This is a genomic window from Halorubrum sp. SD41, from assembly GCF_058630335.1.
The window spans coordinates 70343-85893 of record NZ_JBZVGZ010000005.1; the positions used below are offsets into that span (position 1 = coordinate 70343).

Genomic DNA, 15551 nt, shown 5'->3' on the forward strand with positions numbered 1-15551 from the left:
CGGTGGCGCCGAACCCCACCCCGTGTCAGAGTCGCCGCACCTGCGGTTCTTCCCGTACGAGGAACCCTACCCGAACCAGCGCGAGGCGATGGACAGGGTCGCCAACGCGCTGGACCGCGGGCAGGACGTGCTGTTCGAGGGCGCGCCCGGGACGGGGAAGACCCTCTCCGCGCTCGTTCCCGCGCTCGAACACGCCCGCGAGCACGACCGCACGGTCGTCATCACGACCAACGTCCACCAGCAGATGCGGCAGTTCGTCGAGGACGCCCGCGCGATCACCCGCGAGGAGCCCATTCGCGCGGTCGTATTTAAAGGAAAGTCGTCGATGTGCCACATCGACGTCGACTACCAAGAGTGTCAGACCCTCCGGGACACCACCCGCGAGATGGTGGAGACGGAGAGCGAGGTGCGCGAGCTGGAGTCGCGCCAGCGCGAGCTGCTGGCCGAGAGCCGCGAGGGCGACGCGGGCGCCGCGGAGGCTCGCGAGGCGATCATGGAGGAGCTCGACGAGCTGGAGGCCGAAGTCGACGAGTACGAGACCGCCAACGTCTGCGAACACTACCGCAACAACCTCACCCGCGACACCGACGAGTTCTTCTCGTGGCTCTTCGATGACGTCCGGACCCCCGACGACGTGTACGAGTACGCCGACGAGCGCGAGCTGTGCGGCTACGAGCTGTTAAAGGAGGGGATGGAGGGGGTCGACCTCGTCGTCTGTAACTACCACCACCTGCTCGACCCGAACATCCGCGAGCAGTTCTTCCGCTGGATCGACCGCGACCCGAGCGAGATAATCACCGTCTTCGACGAGGCGCACAACATCGAGGACGCCGCCCGCGACCACGCCACGCGGACGCTGACCGAGAACACCTTAGACGCCGCGCTCGACGAGCTGGCCGACAGCGACGACTCCCGCGCGGAACCCGCCGAGAACGTCCTCCGCGCCTTCCGCGAGGCCCTCGTCGAGACGTACGAGGACGCGCTCGGGTTCGGCGGGGTCGACGAGAGCTGGGAGGACGTTTCGATCGCCAACGACGACCGTCGCGACGACCTCACGCTGGCGTTCCTCCGCAATTACGAGGGCCGGGGGATAGACACCGAGGCCGAGCTCGCCGTGCAGCTCGGACAGGCGATAGACGAGGAGTACGAGCGCCGCTACCGCGACGGGGAGGCGACGACTCGGTCGGAGTCGCAGACGCTCGCGGCCGCCCGGTTCGTCGCGACGTGGATGGACGAGGGGGTCGAGTTCGGCCAGTATCCGGTGGTCTCCGTCCGGCGCGACGCGGGCACCGACGAGGTGTACGGGCGGGCGGAGCTGTACACCTGTATCCCGCGGAACGTCACCAGCGAGCTGTTCGACGAGGTGGCCGCCTCCGTCCTGATGAGCGCGACGCTGCGCCCGTTCGACGTGACCGAGGACGTGCTGGGGCTGGAAGACGTCGCGTCGATGGCCTACGAGATGGGCTACCCCGAGGCGAACCGCCGGACGTTCGCCGCCGACGTGCCGCCGCTCTTCGCCTCCGACCGAAACGACCCGGAGACGCAGGCGGCGGTGTCGTCGCTGCTCCGCGACGCGATCCGGTTCACGCCCGGCAACACGCTCGCCTTTTTCCCCTCGTACGCCGAGGCCGAACGGTACCACGAGCGGCTCACGGACGGCTCCCCTGAGACCGCCGCCGCCGACCTCGGCCCGATCCACCTCGACGGTCCGGGCGTCGACGAGGAGGCGCTCCGCAGCGAGTTCGTCGAGAGCGACGGCGCCGCGCTGTTCACCTCACTGTGGGGGACGCTCGGGGAGGGGGTGAGCTTCGACGGCGACGACGCCCGCACGGTCGTCGTGGTCGGCGTCCCGTACCCGCACCTCTCGGACCGCACCGAGGCGGTTCAGGACGCCTACGACCGCGCCTTCGCGGACCGCGACCGCTCCCGCGACCCGGGGTGGACCTACGCCGTCGAGATCCCGACGATCCGCAAGACGCGGCAGGCGCTCGGCCGGGTGATCCGCGGCCCCGACGACTTCGGCGTCCGGATCCTCGCCGACCGCCGCTACACGACCGCCGACATGGGGAAGTACTCGGTCCGCTCCGCCTTCCCGCCCGAGGAGCGCGAGGAACTGCTCGACGTCGACCCCGAGAAGCTGAAGTTCGCGATGCTGAACTTCTATCAGGATCACGACGCGTACGACGGGCCGCCGCCGTCGCCGTGAGGCGGTCGCGCGCGGCGGGCGTCTCTGCCGATCACCCCGGCATCGACGCGAGCAGGATCGAGGCCACGAGCAGGAGCCCGCTGAGCAGCGTCGTGACCACGGCGTGGATCAGCGTCATCACGACCACCGCCCGCCGCGGCTGTTCGTAGCTCCACCGGAACATCGTCCCGTCGACGAGGAGCGCGGCGAGGAGAATGAGCGCCCCGGAGAGTTCGAACGCGTTCCCGACGACGCTTATCACCGCGGGCAGCGGGCCGATGTAAAGGGCACGCCGCGGGTCGACGTCGCCGAGGACGTTCCGGGCCGCGATGTGCGCGGTGACGGAGAGGAACAGCGCCAGCAGGACGGTCGTCCCGAGCACGGAGACCGGCGTCACCGTCTGTAAGAGCATGGTCGGGCTACGGGACGAGGGGTAAAAGTGGCCGCGGAACGGGTCGGCGCCGTCGCATCCGCGTCGCGGGCGCGGCGTTCCCCCGTCCGCCGCGGGCCGCTTCGGTCCGCGTCGTCACTCCAGCAGTCCGAGGCCGTTCAGCTCCTCGACGATCACGTCGACGGCGGCCGCGGCGTCGTCGGGGGTCGTCCCGCCGGTGACGACCACCTTGCCGCTCCCGAACAGCAGCGCGACGACCTCCGGCTCGTCGAGGCGGTAGACGAGGCCGGGGAACTGCTCCGGCTCGTACTCGATGTGTTCCAAGCCGAGGCCGATCGCGATGGCGTTCAGGTTCAGGCTCTCGCCGAGGTCGGCCGAGGTGACGATGTTCTGGACCGTGACCTCCGGGTCCTCGATCGGGATCTGGAGCGCCCGGAGCTCATCGAAGACGATGTCGAGGCTCTCGTGGACCGCCTCGATCGAGTTCGCGCCGGTGCAGACGATCTTCCCGGAGCGGAAGATCAGGGCGGCCGACTTCGGGTCCGTGGTGCGGTAGACGAGCCCGGGGAACTGCTCGGGGTCGTAGTCGGCCCCCTCGAGGTCCATCGCGACGCTCTGGAGATCGAGCTCCTGTCCGATCCCCGTGGAAGCGACGACGTTCTCTACGGTGATCGTCTCCTTCGGGTCGGCCGTCATTACCTCCACTCTCGCCCGAACGCCGTAAAAAGGTGGCTGGTCGGAACCGCCACGCTATTGGCGCCGCCGCGCGGAGCAGGCGGCGTGTACTGGCTCGAACTCGCCGGCGAGACCGACGCGTTCGCGGCCCGCGAGGCCGCGACCGCCGCGGCCGGCGTCGACCTCCTCGCGCCGGGGATCGCGCGGGCCGGCGGGATCGACCGCGCCCGCGTCCGCCGGCTCGCGTACACCCGCGCCGCCCACGAGGCGGTCGCGCGGACCGACGCCGACGTCGACGCCGCGGCCGCCGCGCTCCGGGCCGCGTCGCTCGACCGATCCGGGAGCGTCGCGGTCCGCGCCCGGAACGTCCGGGGCACGTCCGGGGTCTCCACCGAGGCGGCCGAGCGCGCGCTCGGCGGCGTCCTCGTCGACCGCGGGTTCGACGTCGACCTCGACGACCCCGACCACGTCCTCCGCGCGCTCTTTTCGGCCGGCCCGCGCGCCGAACACGACGCGGTGGCCGGCGCCGACGGCGGCGACGCGGACTGCTGCGCGCTCGGCTGGGTCGCGGCCGAGGCGGCCCGCGACTTCGCCCCGAACCCCACCGACCGCCCCTTCTTCCAGCCGGGGAGCATGGCCCCCGCGGACGCCCGCGCCTACGCCAACCTCGCGGGCGCCGCACCCGGGCGGACCCTGCTCGATCCGATGTGCGGCACCGGCGGGCTCCCGCTGGAGGCCGGGCTCGTGGGCGCCGACGCCGTCGCCTGCGACGCGCAGGCGAAGATGGTCCGCGGCGCGCGAGAGAACTTCCGCGAGTACCTCGGTACTCCCGACACTGACGGATTCCCGGAGTGGCACGTCGCGCGCGGCGACGCGACCGCGCTGCCCCTCTCTGACGACGCCGTCGACGGCGTCGCGTTCGACGCCCCGTACGGTCGGCAGTCGAAGATCGCGCGCCACGAGCTCGCCGATCTCGTCGCGGGCGCGCTCGACGAGGCCGCTCGGGTCGCGCCCCGCGCGGTGCTGGTCGCCGACCGCGACTGGCGCGCCCCCGCCCGCGACGCCGGGTGGACCGTCGACGCGGCGTTCGAGCGCCGCGTCCACCGGTCGCTGACGCGTCACGTGCTTGTGTTGCGTCGCGGCGACGCGAGCGCCGACCGGGCGGACGCGAGCGGGATCGCGGCGACCGAGACCGCGATCGGGGCGGACCGAGAGTGAACGACCGATCGGCGGAATCGCTTCCCTTCGGGGCTCGCGCGACAAGTTTCAGTTTCGCTCCGGCGCCGGGCAACGGTTAAGTGCGCGGCCTCTCGTGGTACTCGCATGACCGGGGACGCCGGGGACATGCTCTCGTGGGACGAGTCCGTGTTCCGCGACGAGTCGGTGTTCGAGATCGACCACGTCCCCGAGACGTTCCGCCACCGGGAGAGCCAGCTGGAGAACCTCAAGTACGCGCTCCGCCCCGCCGTCCGCGGCTCCCGCCCGCTCAACACGATGGTCCGCGGGCCGCCGGGAACGGGGAAGACCACCGCGGTCCAGAAGCTGTTCGGCGAGCTCGGCGCCCGGACCGAGGTGCGGACGGTGCGCGTCAACTGCCAGGTCGACTCGACGCGCTACGCGGTGTTCTCCCGGCTGTTCGAGGGGATCTTCGAGTACGAACCCCCCTCCTCCGGCATCTCCTTCAAGAAGCTGTTCGGCCAGATCACCGACCGGCTCGTCGAGGAGGACGAGGTCTTGGTCGTCGCCCTCGACGACGTGAACTACCTCTTCTACGAGAACGAGGCGTCAGACACGCTGTACTCCCTCCTGCGCGCCCACGAGGCCCACTCCGGCGCGAAGATCGGCGTCATCGTCGTCTCCTCGGACCTCGGCCTCGACGTGATCGACGACCTCGACACTCGGGTCCAGTCCGTCTTCCGCCCCGAGGAGGTGTACTTCCCCGTCTACGACGCGACCGAGATCTACGACATCCTCGCCGAGCGCGCCAAGCGCGGCTTCCACGAGGGGGTCATCGGCGACGCCGAGCTGGAGCGGGTCGCGGACCTCACCGCCGACAGCGGGGACCTCCGGGTCGGGATCGACCTGCTGCGCCGCGCCGGGCTCAACGCCGAGATGCGCGCGTCGAAGACGATCTCCGAGGAGGACGTCGAGGACGCGTACGACAAGTCGAAGCACGTCCACCTCTCGCGGTCGCTCCGCGGGCTCTCGGAGTCCGAGCGCGACCTCGTCCGCGTCCTCGCCGAACACGACGGCGAGCGCGCCGGCGCGGTGTACGACGCCTTCAACGACGAGACCGACCTCGGCTACACCCGCTATTCGGAGATCATCAACAAGCTCGACCAGCTCGGCGTCATCGACGCGGAGTACGCCGACGTCGACGGCCGCGGCCGCTCGCGGGAGCTCTCGCTCGCGTACGACGCGGAGGCGGTGCTGGACCGGCTGGAGTGACGGCGAAGTCGGCCGCTTGCTCTGTTGAATATCATTTTTAAATATATTTTGTTCGTAACCGCCGGTCACTGAAGAGTGCTTCTCGATCGGTAGCGGAAGTACGTGTATCGATACAGTTGGTCAGTCGTTTATAAGTCGGATCACGGTGTCGGTATCGGTTGTTTATATGCGTAGGGCGGTGCTACGGTGGACACTCTCAAAGCCCCAGCCGTAAGGACGGCGCACGCTCGCTGCGCTCCTCAGTCGCTCGCGATGCTCGCTCCCTGCGGTGCTTGCGTCGCCTGCGCCGTCCTCACGACTGCCCCTTTGAGTCCAACCCAGCCGCAACCGCACAGCACCTCACGCCTCCCCAACCTCGTCAGTCGCCTCCGCTTCGCTCCGGCGACTGACTCCCTCGCGGGCTGGCTCGCGGCCGCCGGTGGCGGCCGCTCGCAGGCGCGCCACCGCATCGCGGTGTTCTTTTATAAGCGATCGTCGCCATCGCTCATCGCCTTTTAAATATGCTCCTGCTACCGCCGATCTGCGATACTCACTCCCGAAATCGCTCGTCGCTACGTCTGTACTGAGCGATTGAACACATAAAGTATCAACCGCTAACGATTTCAACAGGACCGACCGCTTTCAGCCCCGACGCCTTTTCAACGCCCCCGAACGCAGTCGACGCCATGAAGACGAGCGGCGGGAGCGACGCGATGAAGCGACGCGCCGGCGAGTCGGCGGCCGCGGCGGTGACTGACGGCGACGTAGTCGGCCTGGGGACCGGGTCGACGGCGGCGCACGCGATCCGGCGGCTCGGCGACCGGGTCGACGCCGGGCTCGACATCCGAGGTGTTCCCACCTCCTTCGCGAGCCGCGAACTCGCGGCCGAGGAGGGAATCCCGTGCCTCGACCTCCCCGAGGCGGTCGGACCGGACGGGCCGGGGATCGACGTCGCCATCGACGGGGCGGACCAGGTGGCGACGGGAACCGGGGACGGGGGCGACGCCGGGGGCGAGGCGGACGGCGACGACCCCGCTCCCGGCGGCGCGCTGATAAAGGGCGGCGGCGCGGCGCACGCCCGCGAGAAGCTCGTCGACGCCGCGGCCGACCGCTTTCTCGTCGTCGCCGACCCTTCGAAGGAGTCGCCGCGGCTGGACCGGTCGGTCCCGGTCGAGGTACTCCCCGCGGGGCGGACCGCGGTCGCCGCGGCGGTCCGGGAGGCGGGCGGCGAGCCGACGCTGCGGTGCGCGGAGCGGAAGGACGGCCCCGTGGTGACCGATAACGGGAACCTCGTGGCCGACTGCGCGTTCGGCGAGATCGCCGATCCGGCCGCCCTGTCCGCGACGCTGTCGTCGACTCCGGGCGTCGTCGAACACGGCCTCTTCGTCGGGCTCGCGGACGAGGTCCACGTCGGGACGGAGTCGGGCGTCCGGGTCGACGAGCTCTGAAACCGGCGAATCACGGCGCCACGGCCGACAGCGCGGCCGCTCGTCACGTAGCGTCCAAATAAAATGGAACGGAAACGAGTTCCGTCTTAGAGGTCGCGCGGCTGGACCGTCTTCCGGTCGTTGGCCTCGGCGCGGCGCGCGGCGTCTTCGAGCAGCTCGTCCACTTCGTCGTCCAGCGCGTCGTAGAAGTCCGAAGCGACGTTCTTGTCGTCCAGGGCTTCCTTGACGGCCGCTTTGACAATGAGGTCTGCCATGCGATCGGTCCTTCCCGGTGATGGTTAATAAGAGTTCCTGAATTCGCCCGCGAGGGGCGCCGTGAAGCCGGTTCGCGGGGGGCTGCGAACACAGTCACTTATAAATCTTGTGAGATTCTCGTCTCCGTTCCGGCTCGAACGCGCTCCGAACCCCTCTCGACACCGCCTCGGACTCGCCTCGACCGGGCCGGATCCCCGTCGCGTGACGCTCGCGAGTGCGTTTCGACCCCTGATCGCTTCGCGCGCGGCGCTCTCCCGCGGCGAACCGACAGGTTCGACCGGCTCCCCCGCCGACGGTCCGGCATGCGAGAGACGCTTGCGGCGCTCGAAGCGGGCGAGATCGGCGTCGAGGAGGCGGAGTCGCGGCTCGCGGGCTACGCGACCACGGACGCGGGGCGGTTCGACGCCGCCCGCGAGCGGCGGCGCGGGATCCCCGAGGCGATCCTCGCGGAGGGGAAGACGCCCGCGGAGGTCGCCGCGCTGGCGACGACGGCGGTCGAAACGACGGGGCGGGCGCTGGTGACGCGCGCGGACGAGGCGACGGCGGCGGCGGTCGCGTCGGCTGTCGGCGACGGCGACCCGGGCGCGACGGTCGACCGCGACGACCGGACCGGGACCGTCGTCGCGCACGCCGCCGACTTCGAGCCCCCGTCGCTCGACGCCGCGGTCGCGGTCGTGGCCGCCGGGACCGCGGACGCGCCCGTCGCCGGCGAGGCGGCGGTCGTCGCCCGCGAGGTCGGGGCCGCGGTCGACCGGGTCGACGACGTCGGCGTCGCCAACCTCGACCGAATCTTAGACCAGGTCGACCGGATCCGCGAGGCCGACGTCGTCGTCGTCGCGGCCGGCCGCGAGGGCGCCCTGCCGACCGTCGTCGCCGGCCTCGTCGACGCCCCCGTGATCGCGCTTCCCGTCTCGACCGGCTACGGCGTCGGCGGCGAGGGGATCGCGGCGCTTTCGGGCGCGCTCCAGTCGTGTTCCGTGCTCACGACCGTCAACGTCGACGCCGGCTTCGTCGCCGGCGCGCAGGCCGGCCTGATCGCCCGCGCGGTCGACGCGGCGCGGGCCGAGTGAGCGGTCCCGTCCGCACCGGCCGACCGCCGACGCGACCGCCGCGATCACCCCTCGCGGACTCCCGCGAGTCTCGGCGCGTTCCGGGTGGGATTAAACGGGCGAATACCGGCAGTCGGCGGGCCCGAGAAAGGGTATTTGTTCGTCGAGTCCGTACGGTAACTGCCGACGTACGTCGGCATCACATGCCACGCTGTGACCACTGCGGGTCGCACGTCTCGGACCGCTTCGCGCGCGTCTTCGCGGACGAGCGCGGCGACCTGAACGCGTGCCCGAAGTGCTCCGCGAACGCGGGCATCGCCGAGGTGTCTCGCGAGCGGACGCGAACCGGGGACTGACCGGCGAAACGCCGATCGGAGACCGAGCGCACGGAGAGCGGCGGCTCCGTCTCGTCCTCGGTTCGGGCACATCCGTACCCACTTTGCGCTCGCGCCCGGACGGCCGACCGTGGCCGACCACCACGTGTACGTCAGTAACCCACGACTGAAGTCGTGGGCTTGTCAGTGGACTCCCCTTCTGTCGTCGAATCGACGCTGGCGGTGAATCCGCCGTTCAGGTTCAGCGTCCCTGACGTCAGCGCACACTGACAGGGTGCGCCTCCATCCGAAGACTTCTGCCCCGAATGGAGTCGTTTAAGCAGTTTCCGAGCGATGTTCTTGCTCGCGTTGTAGTCCGCGTTCAGCTCGTACTCGCACTTCTGACACGCGAACTGGTGCTTCGACTCCCGATTCCTCTCGTGTGTAAAGCCGCACTTCGAACACCGCTGGCTCGTGTACGCCGGGCTCACCTGCTCGACCTCGACATCGAGCAGCTCGGCTTTGTACTCGACGTACTCGTACAAGCGTCGGAACGCCCACGCGTGGAATCGCTTCGCACCAGTCATCCGATCGCGGATATCCGTCAGGTTCTCGAACGCGACGTGCGTACACCCGTGATCGCGAGCTTCGTCGAGAATCTGGTTCGAAGCACGATGGAGTTCGTCCTGTATCCAGCGGTGTTCTCGGTCGTCCATCGACTGGATCGACAGGTGCGCCGACCGTGTCCCTGTCTGCTGCATCGATCCGCGCGTCTTCTCGAACTCGCGGCGTCGATGGTTGATCTCGTCGGCGTTCCCGATGAACGCACCCGTAGAAGTCACGGCGAGCGAGCCGTCCACGTTCAGGTCAACGCCAAGGACTGTTCTGTGCTCGGCGTCAAAAGAAGCAGCCGTGGACTGCTCATGCCCGTCGCGTTCAGTACGGCGCAGTCGCGCGTGGAGATAGAACGCCTCGGTCGAGCGGTCGTACTGAAGCGTGGACATCCGGAACTCGTACTCCTCGTTCAGTAGGTACTCGCCGATCGGTGTCTCCTCAGGATTATCAGGAAGTACGTACTCACACTCGACACGCCCGTTCACCGTGGAAAGGGAGACGTGGTCGCGGTGGAACGTCGCACTTCGTTTGTCGTAGACGACGCTCCACGCGTCGAACTGCGGTTGACTGGTGGTTTCGCCCTTCTTGAGTCGGGCAACACCGCTTTTTGTGGCCTCGATAGCGCGTCGAATCCCTTTTTGAACGAGGTTCGCTGTTAGTTCTGTTTCATCCCGGAGTCGCTCGTAGAGCGCGTTCTCGGCTTGTTGTTTCGACGTGACGCAATGTTCGTCCGGGTGTCTCCACGCCCATGCTGCGGTCGTGTTCGCACAGTGGAGGAACTGTTCTTTCGTCTGATGGAGGTCGTCGCACCGCCCCTCGGGCACGTCAAGTTTGATTTTGACGGTGCGAATCACATCCCCCATCTGTATTTCACATGTTAATCTATTTATTCATAAATTCTGCGGCTGGTAGTGGGGAGTCAAGTTGCTATCGCTCGTTGGTTCTGACGAGTAATGTCGGATTCCTCCCACGGCTGATGCCGTGGGCTTCCTCCTCGTTCTTCTGTGTACGTGATCGAGTGCGCCGACGGTACCCTCTACACCGGGTACACGACGGACGTCGAGCGCCGCGTCGCCGAACACGACGCCGGGGAGGGCGCCAAGTACACGCGCGGGCGGACCCCAGTCGCCCTGCGCCACGTCGAGTCGTTCGACTCGAAGTCGGCGGCGATGTCGCGAGAGCACGCGATCAAGTCGCTGTCGCGCGCCGAGAAGGTGCGGCTGATCGGCGAGCCCGGCGAGGAGAGCGCTAACGGGACCTGAGACCCGTTCTCACTCCACCAGCCGCTCGATCTCGGTGACGAGGATGCCCGTCGCGCCGACGGAGCGCAGCTCCGAGATGGTCTCGAACACGTCGCGCTCGTCGACGACGGCGTGGACCGCCACCATCCCGTTCCCGTTCTCGTCGGCCTCGACGTCCATCACGGTCGGGCCGCCGAGCCCGGGGATCACCTCTTTCACCTCGTCGAGTCGCGCCTTTGGAGCGTTCATCATCAGGTAGCGGCGGCCGTCCGCCGCGAGGACGGACTCGAAGGCGGTCACCACCTGCTCGACCTTCGGGTCGTCGACCACGTCCGGGCGGGCGAACAGCCGCACCGAGGAGTCGAGCACGTCGTCGATCACCGCCAGCCGATTCACCTTCAACGTCGTCCCCGTCGAGGTGATGTCGACGATGGCGTCGGCCATGTCGACGTGCGGGGTCAGTTCCGTCGCGCCCGTCACGGTCACCACGTCGGCGTCGACGGCCACGCGGTCGAGGTAGTCGCGGGTGACGTTCGGGAACTCGGTGGCGACGGTCTTGCCGGCCAGATCCTCGACGGCCGCCACGTCGCCGTCCTCGGGAGCCGCGAGGACGAGCTTACAGGAGCCGTAGCCTAAATCGAGCAGGTCGACGAGGTCGTCGTCGTCCGCCTCGTCTGCGGACTCTGCGACGCCGCCCGACTCGGCCGCTTGGTCGAGGCCGGTGACGCCGAGATCCGCGGCGCCGTCGCGGACGTACTCGGGGATGTCGGCCGCCCGCGCGAAAAGCACCGTCACGTCCTCGTCGACGGTGTCGGCGTACAGCTGGCGGTCGGCGGTCTCCTCGACGTGGAGCCCCGCGCGCTCCAACAGCGAGAGCGTCGGCTCGTGCAGGCGACCCTTGTTGGGGACGGCGATGCGCATACGGAACGCGTCGCGGGGACAGGGGGAAACGTTTTCGTCCGATTGCGCGGCCTCTTCGGCAAAACAGCTATGTCTATACGTGCGTAAAGCAAGCATATATGTCAAACGCCGATACGGGGTCCGACGACGGCGGCCCGGAGACGGTGCAGATCAACCTCCGTCTCGGGAAGCCGTTCCTCGACGACATCGACGCGACGTGGAAGGAGCAGGGGTTCAACTCCCGGAGCGAGTTCCTCCGGTACGCCGTCCGAGACGCCGTCAAACACCCCGACTTCTCGCGGGAGGGATGGCGACAGATCGCGACGAGCGAGCACGAGCTCCGGACCGAGAGTTCCGAGCTCGTCTCGCGGGAGGAGGTTACGGAGATGATCGACCGAGACGAGGACAGTGAGTGAGGATTGGACATGGGTGTTCGCGTCGCGTGCGGCCGACAATTGAGACGTGTAGGACGGAGAAATCGATTGCGGTGGCGCGCGCCTCCGAGCGACCACAGGGCGCGAGGAGCGCGTGCGAGGGAGTCGCTGGCGGCTGACGCCGTCAGCGACGAGGCTGGGGAGGCGTGAGGCGCGGTTGCGGTGCGGGGCGGGACTCAAAGGGGCAGCCGCGAGGACGAAGCACGGCGCAGTAAGCACCGCAGCGAAGGAGCGCAAGCGACTGAGCGAGGAGCACAGCAAGCCGCGCGAGTCCTCGCGGCTGGGGCTTTGCCGGTGTTCGTCGCCGATCTATTCTCAACTATTTATAAGCGAGCCGCCGGTCGTGTCGAATCTCCTCCTGACCAGCCAGTACGCGACTGGGAGACAGCCGGCGAACGCGATCGGCCACGTGGTCAACTGCGAGGTCGGATCGGGCGGCGACACGAGACTCCCGACGATCAATCCACCGAGACCGGCGATAACGACGGTGGCGGTGGCTCGCTCCAGTTGGGACGGCGACCACTCCCGAGACCGACTGCGACGCCACCACAGCAGGTAGTAGAACAACACGACGCCCGAAAGCGGTGCGAGAACCCCCCAAACGGCCGGATAGTCGCTCCCGCGAGCGTGGGCGTCAAAGTTGACCCAGACGCCGGACGCGAGCCAGACGAACAGGACGAGAGCCGCGCCGAACGCGGCGGCCGGTGTGAGGAGGGACACGGATGTGCGTTCAGCCCGATCGGTAATCGGTCTTCCCCCACGCGGAAACGTCCGCGCGAGACCGGTTTCGTCGCAGTCACCGACGTAGCCGCGCCGCTCAAGTGTCTCGCCGCCCAACGACGCGTATCGTGAGCGACGCCGACTCCCCCCTCTCCGAGGACCGCCCGACCGTCGACCGCCCCCTCCGCGTCGACGCCCCGTTCGAGCCCGCGGGCGACCAGCCCGAGGCCATCGAGCAACTGGTCGAGGGGTTCGAGTCGGGCGCCGAAAAACAGACCCTCCTCGGCGTGACGGGGTCCGGGAAGACGAACACCGTCTCGTGGGTCGCCGAGGAACTCGATCAACCCACCCTCGTGTTAGCACACAATAAGACGCTGGCGGCCCAGCTGTACGAGGAGTTCCGCGAGCTGTTCCCGGACAACGCGGTCGAGTACTTCGTCTCGTACTACGACTACTACCAGCCGGAGGCGTACGTCGAGCAGACGGACACGTTCATCGACAAGGAGATGTCGATAAACGAGGAGATCGACCGCCTGCGCCACTCGGCGACGCGCTCCCTCCTCACCAGAGACGACGTGATCGTCGTCGCCTCGGTCTCTGCCATCTACGGCCTCGGCGACCCGCAGAACTACCGGGACATGGCGCTGCGCCTCGAAGTCGGCGAGCAGATCGGCCGCGAGGAGCTGCTCGCCGACCTCGTCGACCTGAACTACGAGCGCAACGACGTGGACTTCACGCAGGGCACCTTCCGCGTCCGGGGCGACACCGTCGAGATCTACCCGATGTACGGCCGGTACGCGGTTCGCGTCGAGCTGTGGGGCGACGAGATCGACCGCATGATCAAGGTCGATCCGATGCACGGTGAGGTCGTGAGCGAGGAGCCCGCCGTCATGCTCCACCCGGCGGAGCACTACTCGATCCCGGACGACAAGCTCGAACAGGCGATCGCGGAGATCGAGGACCTGATGGAGAAGCGCGTGAGCTACTTCGAGCGGCAGGGGGACCTCGTGGCGGCCCAGCGCATCGAGGAACGCACCACCTTCGACCTGGAGATGCTCCGCGAGGCGGGCTACTGCTCCGGAATCGAGAACTACTCCGTCCACATGGACGACCGCGAGTCGGGCGACGCCCCCTACACCCTGCTGGACTACTTCCCCGACGACTTCCTCACCGTCGTCGACGAGTCCCACCAGACGATCCCCCAGATCAAAGGCCAGTACGAGGGCGATAAATCCCGCAAAGACTCGCTCGTCGAGAACGGGTTCCGGCTCCCGACCGCCTACGACAACCGACCCCTCACCTTCGAGGAGTTCGAGGAGAAGACGGACCGCACGCTCTACGTGTCGGCGACGCCCGGCGACTACGAGCGCGAGACCTCCGACCGGATCGTCGAGCAGATCGTCCGCCCGACCCACCTCGTCGACCCGAAGGTGGAGGTGACGGAGGCGACGGGGCAGGTCGACGACCTCCTCGAACGCGTCGACGAGCGGATCGAGCGCGACGAGCGCGTGCTCGTCACCACGCTCACCAAGCGAATGGCGGAGGACCTCACGGAGTACCTGGAAGAGGCCGGCGTCGACGTGGCGTACATGCACGACGAGACGGACACCCTCGAACGCCACGAGATCATCCGCGACCTCCGCCTCGGAAACATCGACGTGCTCGTCGGCATCAACCTGCTCCGCGAGGGGCTCGACATCCCGGAGGTGAGCCTCGTCGCCATCCTCGACGCCGACCAGGAGGGGTTCCTCCGCTCCACCACCACCCTCGTCCAGACGATGGGGCGGGCCGCCCGCAACGTCAACGGCGAGGTCGTCCTCTACGCCGACGAGGTGACCGACTCGATGGAGGAAGCCATCGAGGAGACCCAGCGCCGCCGCGAGATCCAGCTGGAGTACAACGCCGAACACGGCTACGAGGCGACCACCATCGACAAGCCGGTGAGCGAGACGAACCTCCCCGGCTCGAAGACGGACACCTCGTCGGTCAGCGTCGGCGACGTGGAGAGCGAAGACGAGGCGAAAGCGCAGATCGAGGCGCTCGAAGACCGGATGGACGAGGCCGCGAGCAACCTGGAGTTCGAGCTGGCGGCCGACATCCGCGACCGGATCGCGGAGCTGCGGCGCGCCTTCGAGCTCGACGCGGGCGACGAGGGCGTCCCCGCGCCGGCCATGGACGAGTAACGGTCGCCGTCGGCGCGCGTTGCCTCCCGGCGCCGTCGTCCCCGCCGCGACCGTCGACGGCGCACGCGCTGCCCCCGCCGCTCCGATTCTCAGTCCGCGTCACCGTGACGACGGGGTTTTTACCTCGCTGCGTCGCAGTCGGGCACGTGTACCGTCGCGCGGTCGTCGCCGGCGCGCTCGCCGTCGCCACCGGCGGGTGCGTCGATCGCCTCCACGACGTCGCCGCCTCCACGCCCGGCGACCTCGGCGTGCGGAGCCGCTACGTCGACGGCAACCCGATGGTCGACGAACGCAGCGTCCTCGCCCGGCCCGAGGAGCTGGTGACGCACGCGGCCTCCTTCCGCTCCGCCGACGCGGCCCGGGGCGCGCTCAAGCCCGACGCGACCGAGTCCCGCGAGTTCGTCGAGCGCACCGACTTCGTCGACGACGGCGGCGACGCGGTCCTCGTGATCGCTCAGCGGCTCACGGCGCCGGAGGTCAAACTCCGACTCGGCGGGATCAGCCGCACGGGCGACCGCTCGCTCCGGATCGCCGTCGACCGGAGCGGCGTCCGCGGCGAGATCGAGACCGACGAGCCGGTCGTGAAGACGCTCCTGTTGCGGCTCACCGACGAGCGCGGGCCGCCGGAGCGCGTGATCGTTGCCATCGGTGACGGGCGCGCCGGAATCACGGTGTGAGTGCGCTCGGCCCGAGGCGCCCCTTCCTCGACTCGGT

The 15551-nt window shown here is 68.7% G+C and carries 16 protein-coding genes; 10 read left to right on the forward strand and 6 right to left on the reverse strand.

Translation table 11 applies throughout. The features are described 5' to 3' along the window. The first annotated feature begins 22 nt into the window (after positions 1–22). Positions 23–2206, forward strand: coding sequence for an ATP-dependent DNA helicase (locus AC4NMM_RS03210; RefSeq protein WP_096394322.1), 2184 nt, complete (start codon positions 23–25; stop codon positions 2204–2206). 31 nt (positions 2207–2237) lie between these two features. Here AC4NMM_RS03210 and AC4NMM_RS03215 read toward each other — a convergent pair whose 3' ends face one another. Together AC4NMM_RS03215 and AC4NMM_RS03220 are read right to left on the reverse strand one after the other, a co-directional pair. Continuing rightward, entirely contained in the window at positions 2238–2597 is a 360-nt protein-coding gene (locus AC4NMM_RS03215; protein WP_096394323.1) for a DUF7473 family protein, read from the reverse strand. Between the two features lie 114 nt (positions 2598–2711). Beyond that, positions 2712–3272 carry a TATA-box-binding protein gene (locus AC4NMM_RS03220; protein WP_491923516.1) on the reverse strand — a complete coding sequence of 187 codons (561 nt, stop codon included), beginning with the start codon at positions 3270–3272 and terminating at the stop codon, positions 2712–2714. Between the two features lie 84 nt (positions 3273–3356). Here AC4NMM_RS03220 and AC4NMM_RS03225 point away from each other — a divergent pair, with 84 nt between their 5' ends. The 3 genes from AC4NMM_RS03225 (at position 3357) to rpiA (ending at position 7126) form a co-directional block, all read left to right on the forward strand. Continuing rightward, entirely contained in the window at positions 3357–4469 is a 1113-nt protein-coding gene (locus AC4NMM_RS03225; RefSeq protein WP_491923517.1) for a TIGR01177 family methyltransferase, read from the forward strand. Positions 4470–4574: 105 nt separating this feature from the next. After that, complete coding sequence (locus AC4NMM_RS03230; protein WP_096394326.1) at positions 4575–5699, forward strand: ORC1-type DNA replication protein; 1125 nt, start codon at positions 4575–4577, stop codon at positions 5697–5699. A 665-nt stretch (positions 5700–6364) separates the two neighbouring features. Further along, positions 6365–7126 carry a ribose-5-phosphate isomerase RpiA gene (gene rpiA, locus AC4NMM_RS03235; RefSeq protein WP_491923518.1) on the forward strand — a complete coding sequence of 254 codons (762 nt, stop codon included), beginning with the start codon at positions 6365–6367 and terminating at the stop codon, positions 7124–7126. A gap of 86 nt (positions 7127–7212) precedes the next feature. On the opposite strand, the gene AC4NMM_RS03240 is transcribed toward rpiA, so the two are convergent. Further along, positions 7213–7380: a DUF1931 family protein gene (locus AC4NMM_RS03240; protein WP_004047560.1), complete on the reverse strand. Its 168-nt coding sequence runs from the start codon at positions 7378–7380 to the stop codon at positions 7213–7215. A 303-nt stretch (positions 7381–7683) separates the two neighbouring features. On the opposite strand from AC4NMM_RS03240, the gene larB reads away from it, so the two are divergent. Together larB and AC4NMM_RS03250 are read left to right on the forward strand one after the other, a co-directional pair. Further along, positions 7684–8451: a nickel pincer cofactor biosynthesis protein LarB gene (gene larB, locus AC4NMM_RS03245; RefSeq protein ID WP_096394328.1), complete on the forward strand. Its 768-nt coding sequence runs from the start codon at positions 7684–7686 to the stop codon at positions 8449–8451. 182 nt (positions 8452–8633) lie between these two features. Next, positions 8634–8786, forward strand: coding sequence for a DUF7563 family protein (locus tag AC4NMM_RS03250; RefSeq protein WP_008440770.1), 153 nt, complete (start codon positions 8634–8636; stop codon positions 8784–8786). Positions 8787–8917: 131 nt separating this feature from the next. Here AC4NMM_RS03250 and AC4NMM_RS03255 read toward each other — a convergent pair whose 3' ends face one another. Further along, a complete protein-coding gene (locus AC4NMM_RS03255) occupies positions 8918–10222 on the reverse strand; it encodes an RNA-guided endonuclease InsQ/TnpB family protein (protein ID WP_491923519.1) in 1305 nt (434 codons plus the stop codon). A gap of 141 nt (positions 10223–10363) precedes the next feature. Between AC4NMM_RS03255 and AC4NMM_RS03260 the strand changes: the two genes are divergently transcribed. After that, positions 10364–10621 (forward strand): GIY-YIG nuclease family protein, encoded by a 258-nt coding sequence (locus tag AC4NMM_RS03260; RefSeq protein WP_491923520.1) that lies wholly within the window; start codon positions 10364–10366, stop codon positions 10619–10621. Positions 10622–10630: 9 nt separating this feature from the next. On the opposite strand, the gene hisG is transcribed toward AC4NMM_RS03260, so the two are convergent. Continuing rightward, a complete protein-coding gene (gene hisG / locus AC4NMM_RS03265; RefSeq protein WP_491923521.1) occupies positions 10631–11521 on the reverse strand; it encodes an ATP phosphoribosyltransferase in 891 nt (296 codons plus the stop codon). A gap of 98 nt (positions 11522–11619) precedes the next feature. Between hisG and AC4NMM_RS03270 the strand changes: the two genes are divergently transcribed. After that, positions 11620–11916, forward strand: a complete 297-nt coding sequence (locus tag AC4NMM_RS03270; protein ID WP_096394331.1) for a ribbon-helix-helix domain-containing protein — start codon at positions 11620–11622, stop codon at positions 11914–11916. A gap of 333 nt (positions 11917–12249) precedes the next feature. On the opposite strand, the gene AC4NMM_RS03275 is transcribed toward AC4NMM_RS03270, so the two are convergent. Continuing rightward, a complete protein-coding gene (locus AC4NMM_RS03275) occupies positions 12250–12654 on the reverse strand; it encodes a hypothetical protein (RefSeq protein ID WP_096394332.1) in 405 nt (134 codons plus the stop codon). A gap of 128 nt (positions 12655–12782) precedes the next feature. On the opposite strand from AC4NMM_RS03275, the gene uvrB reads away from it, so the two are divergent. Further along, complete coding sequence (gene uvrB / locus AC4NMM_RS03280; RefSeq protein ID WP_491923522.1) at positions 12783–14837, forward strand: excinuclease ABC subunit UvrB; 2055 nt, start codon at positions 12783–12785, stop codon at positions 14835–14837. Positions 14838–14983: 146 nt separating this feature from the next. Then, on the forward strand, positions 14984–15514 hold the full coding sequence (locus tag AC4NMM_RS03285) for an SAM-dependent methyltransferase (RefSeq protein ID WP_096394334.1): 531 nt from the start codon (positions 14984–14986) through the stop codon (positions 15512–15514). The last annotated feature ends 37 nt before the right edge of the window (positions 15515–15551 follow it).

Coding starts and splice junctions, on each gene's coding strand:
- AC4NMM_RS03220 (WP_491923516.1), bottom strand. CDS start 3,272: ATGACGGCCGACCCGAAGGAGACGATCACCGTAGAGAACGTCGTCGCT.
- AC4NMM_RS03250 (WP_008440770.1), top strand. CDS start 8,634: ATGCCACGCTGTGACCACTGCGGGTCGCACGTCTCGGACCGCTTCGCG.
- AC4NMM_RS03255 (WP_491923519.1), bottom strand. CDS start 10,222: ATGGGGGATGTGATTCGCACCGTCAAAATCAAACTTGACGTGCCCGAG.
- AC4NMM_RS03215 (WP_096394323.1), bottom strand. CDS start 2,597: ATGCTCTTACAGACGGTGACGCCGGTCTCCGTGCTCGGGACGACCGTC.
- rpiA (WP_491923518.1), top strand. CDS start 6,365: ATGAAGACGAGCGGCGGGAGCGACGCGATGAAGCGACGCGCCGGCGAG.
- AC4NMM_RS03240 (WP_004047560.1), bottom strand. CDS start 7,380: ATGGCAGACCTCATTGTCAAAGCGGCCGTCAAGGAAGCCCTGGACGAC.
- AC4NMM_RS03230 (WP_096394326.1), top strand. CDS start 4,575: ATGACCGGGGACGCCGGGGACATGCTCTCGTGGGACGAGTCCGTGTTC.
- AC4NMM_RS03270 (WP_096394331.1), top strand. CDS start 11,620: ATGTCAAACGCCGATACGGGGTCCGACGACGGCGGCCCGGAGACGGTG.
- larB (WP_096394328.1), top strand. CDS start 7,684: ATGCGAGAGACGCTTGCGGCGCTCGAAGCGGGCGAGATCGGCGTCGAG.
- hisG (WP_491923521.1), bottom strand. CDS start 11,521: ATGCGCATCGCCGTCCCCAACAAGGGTCGCCTGCACGAGCCGACGCTC.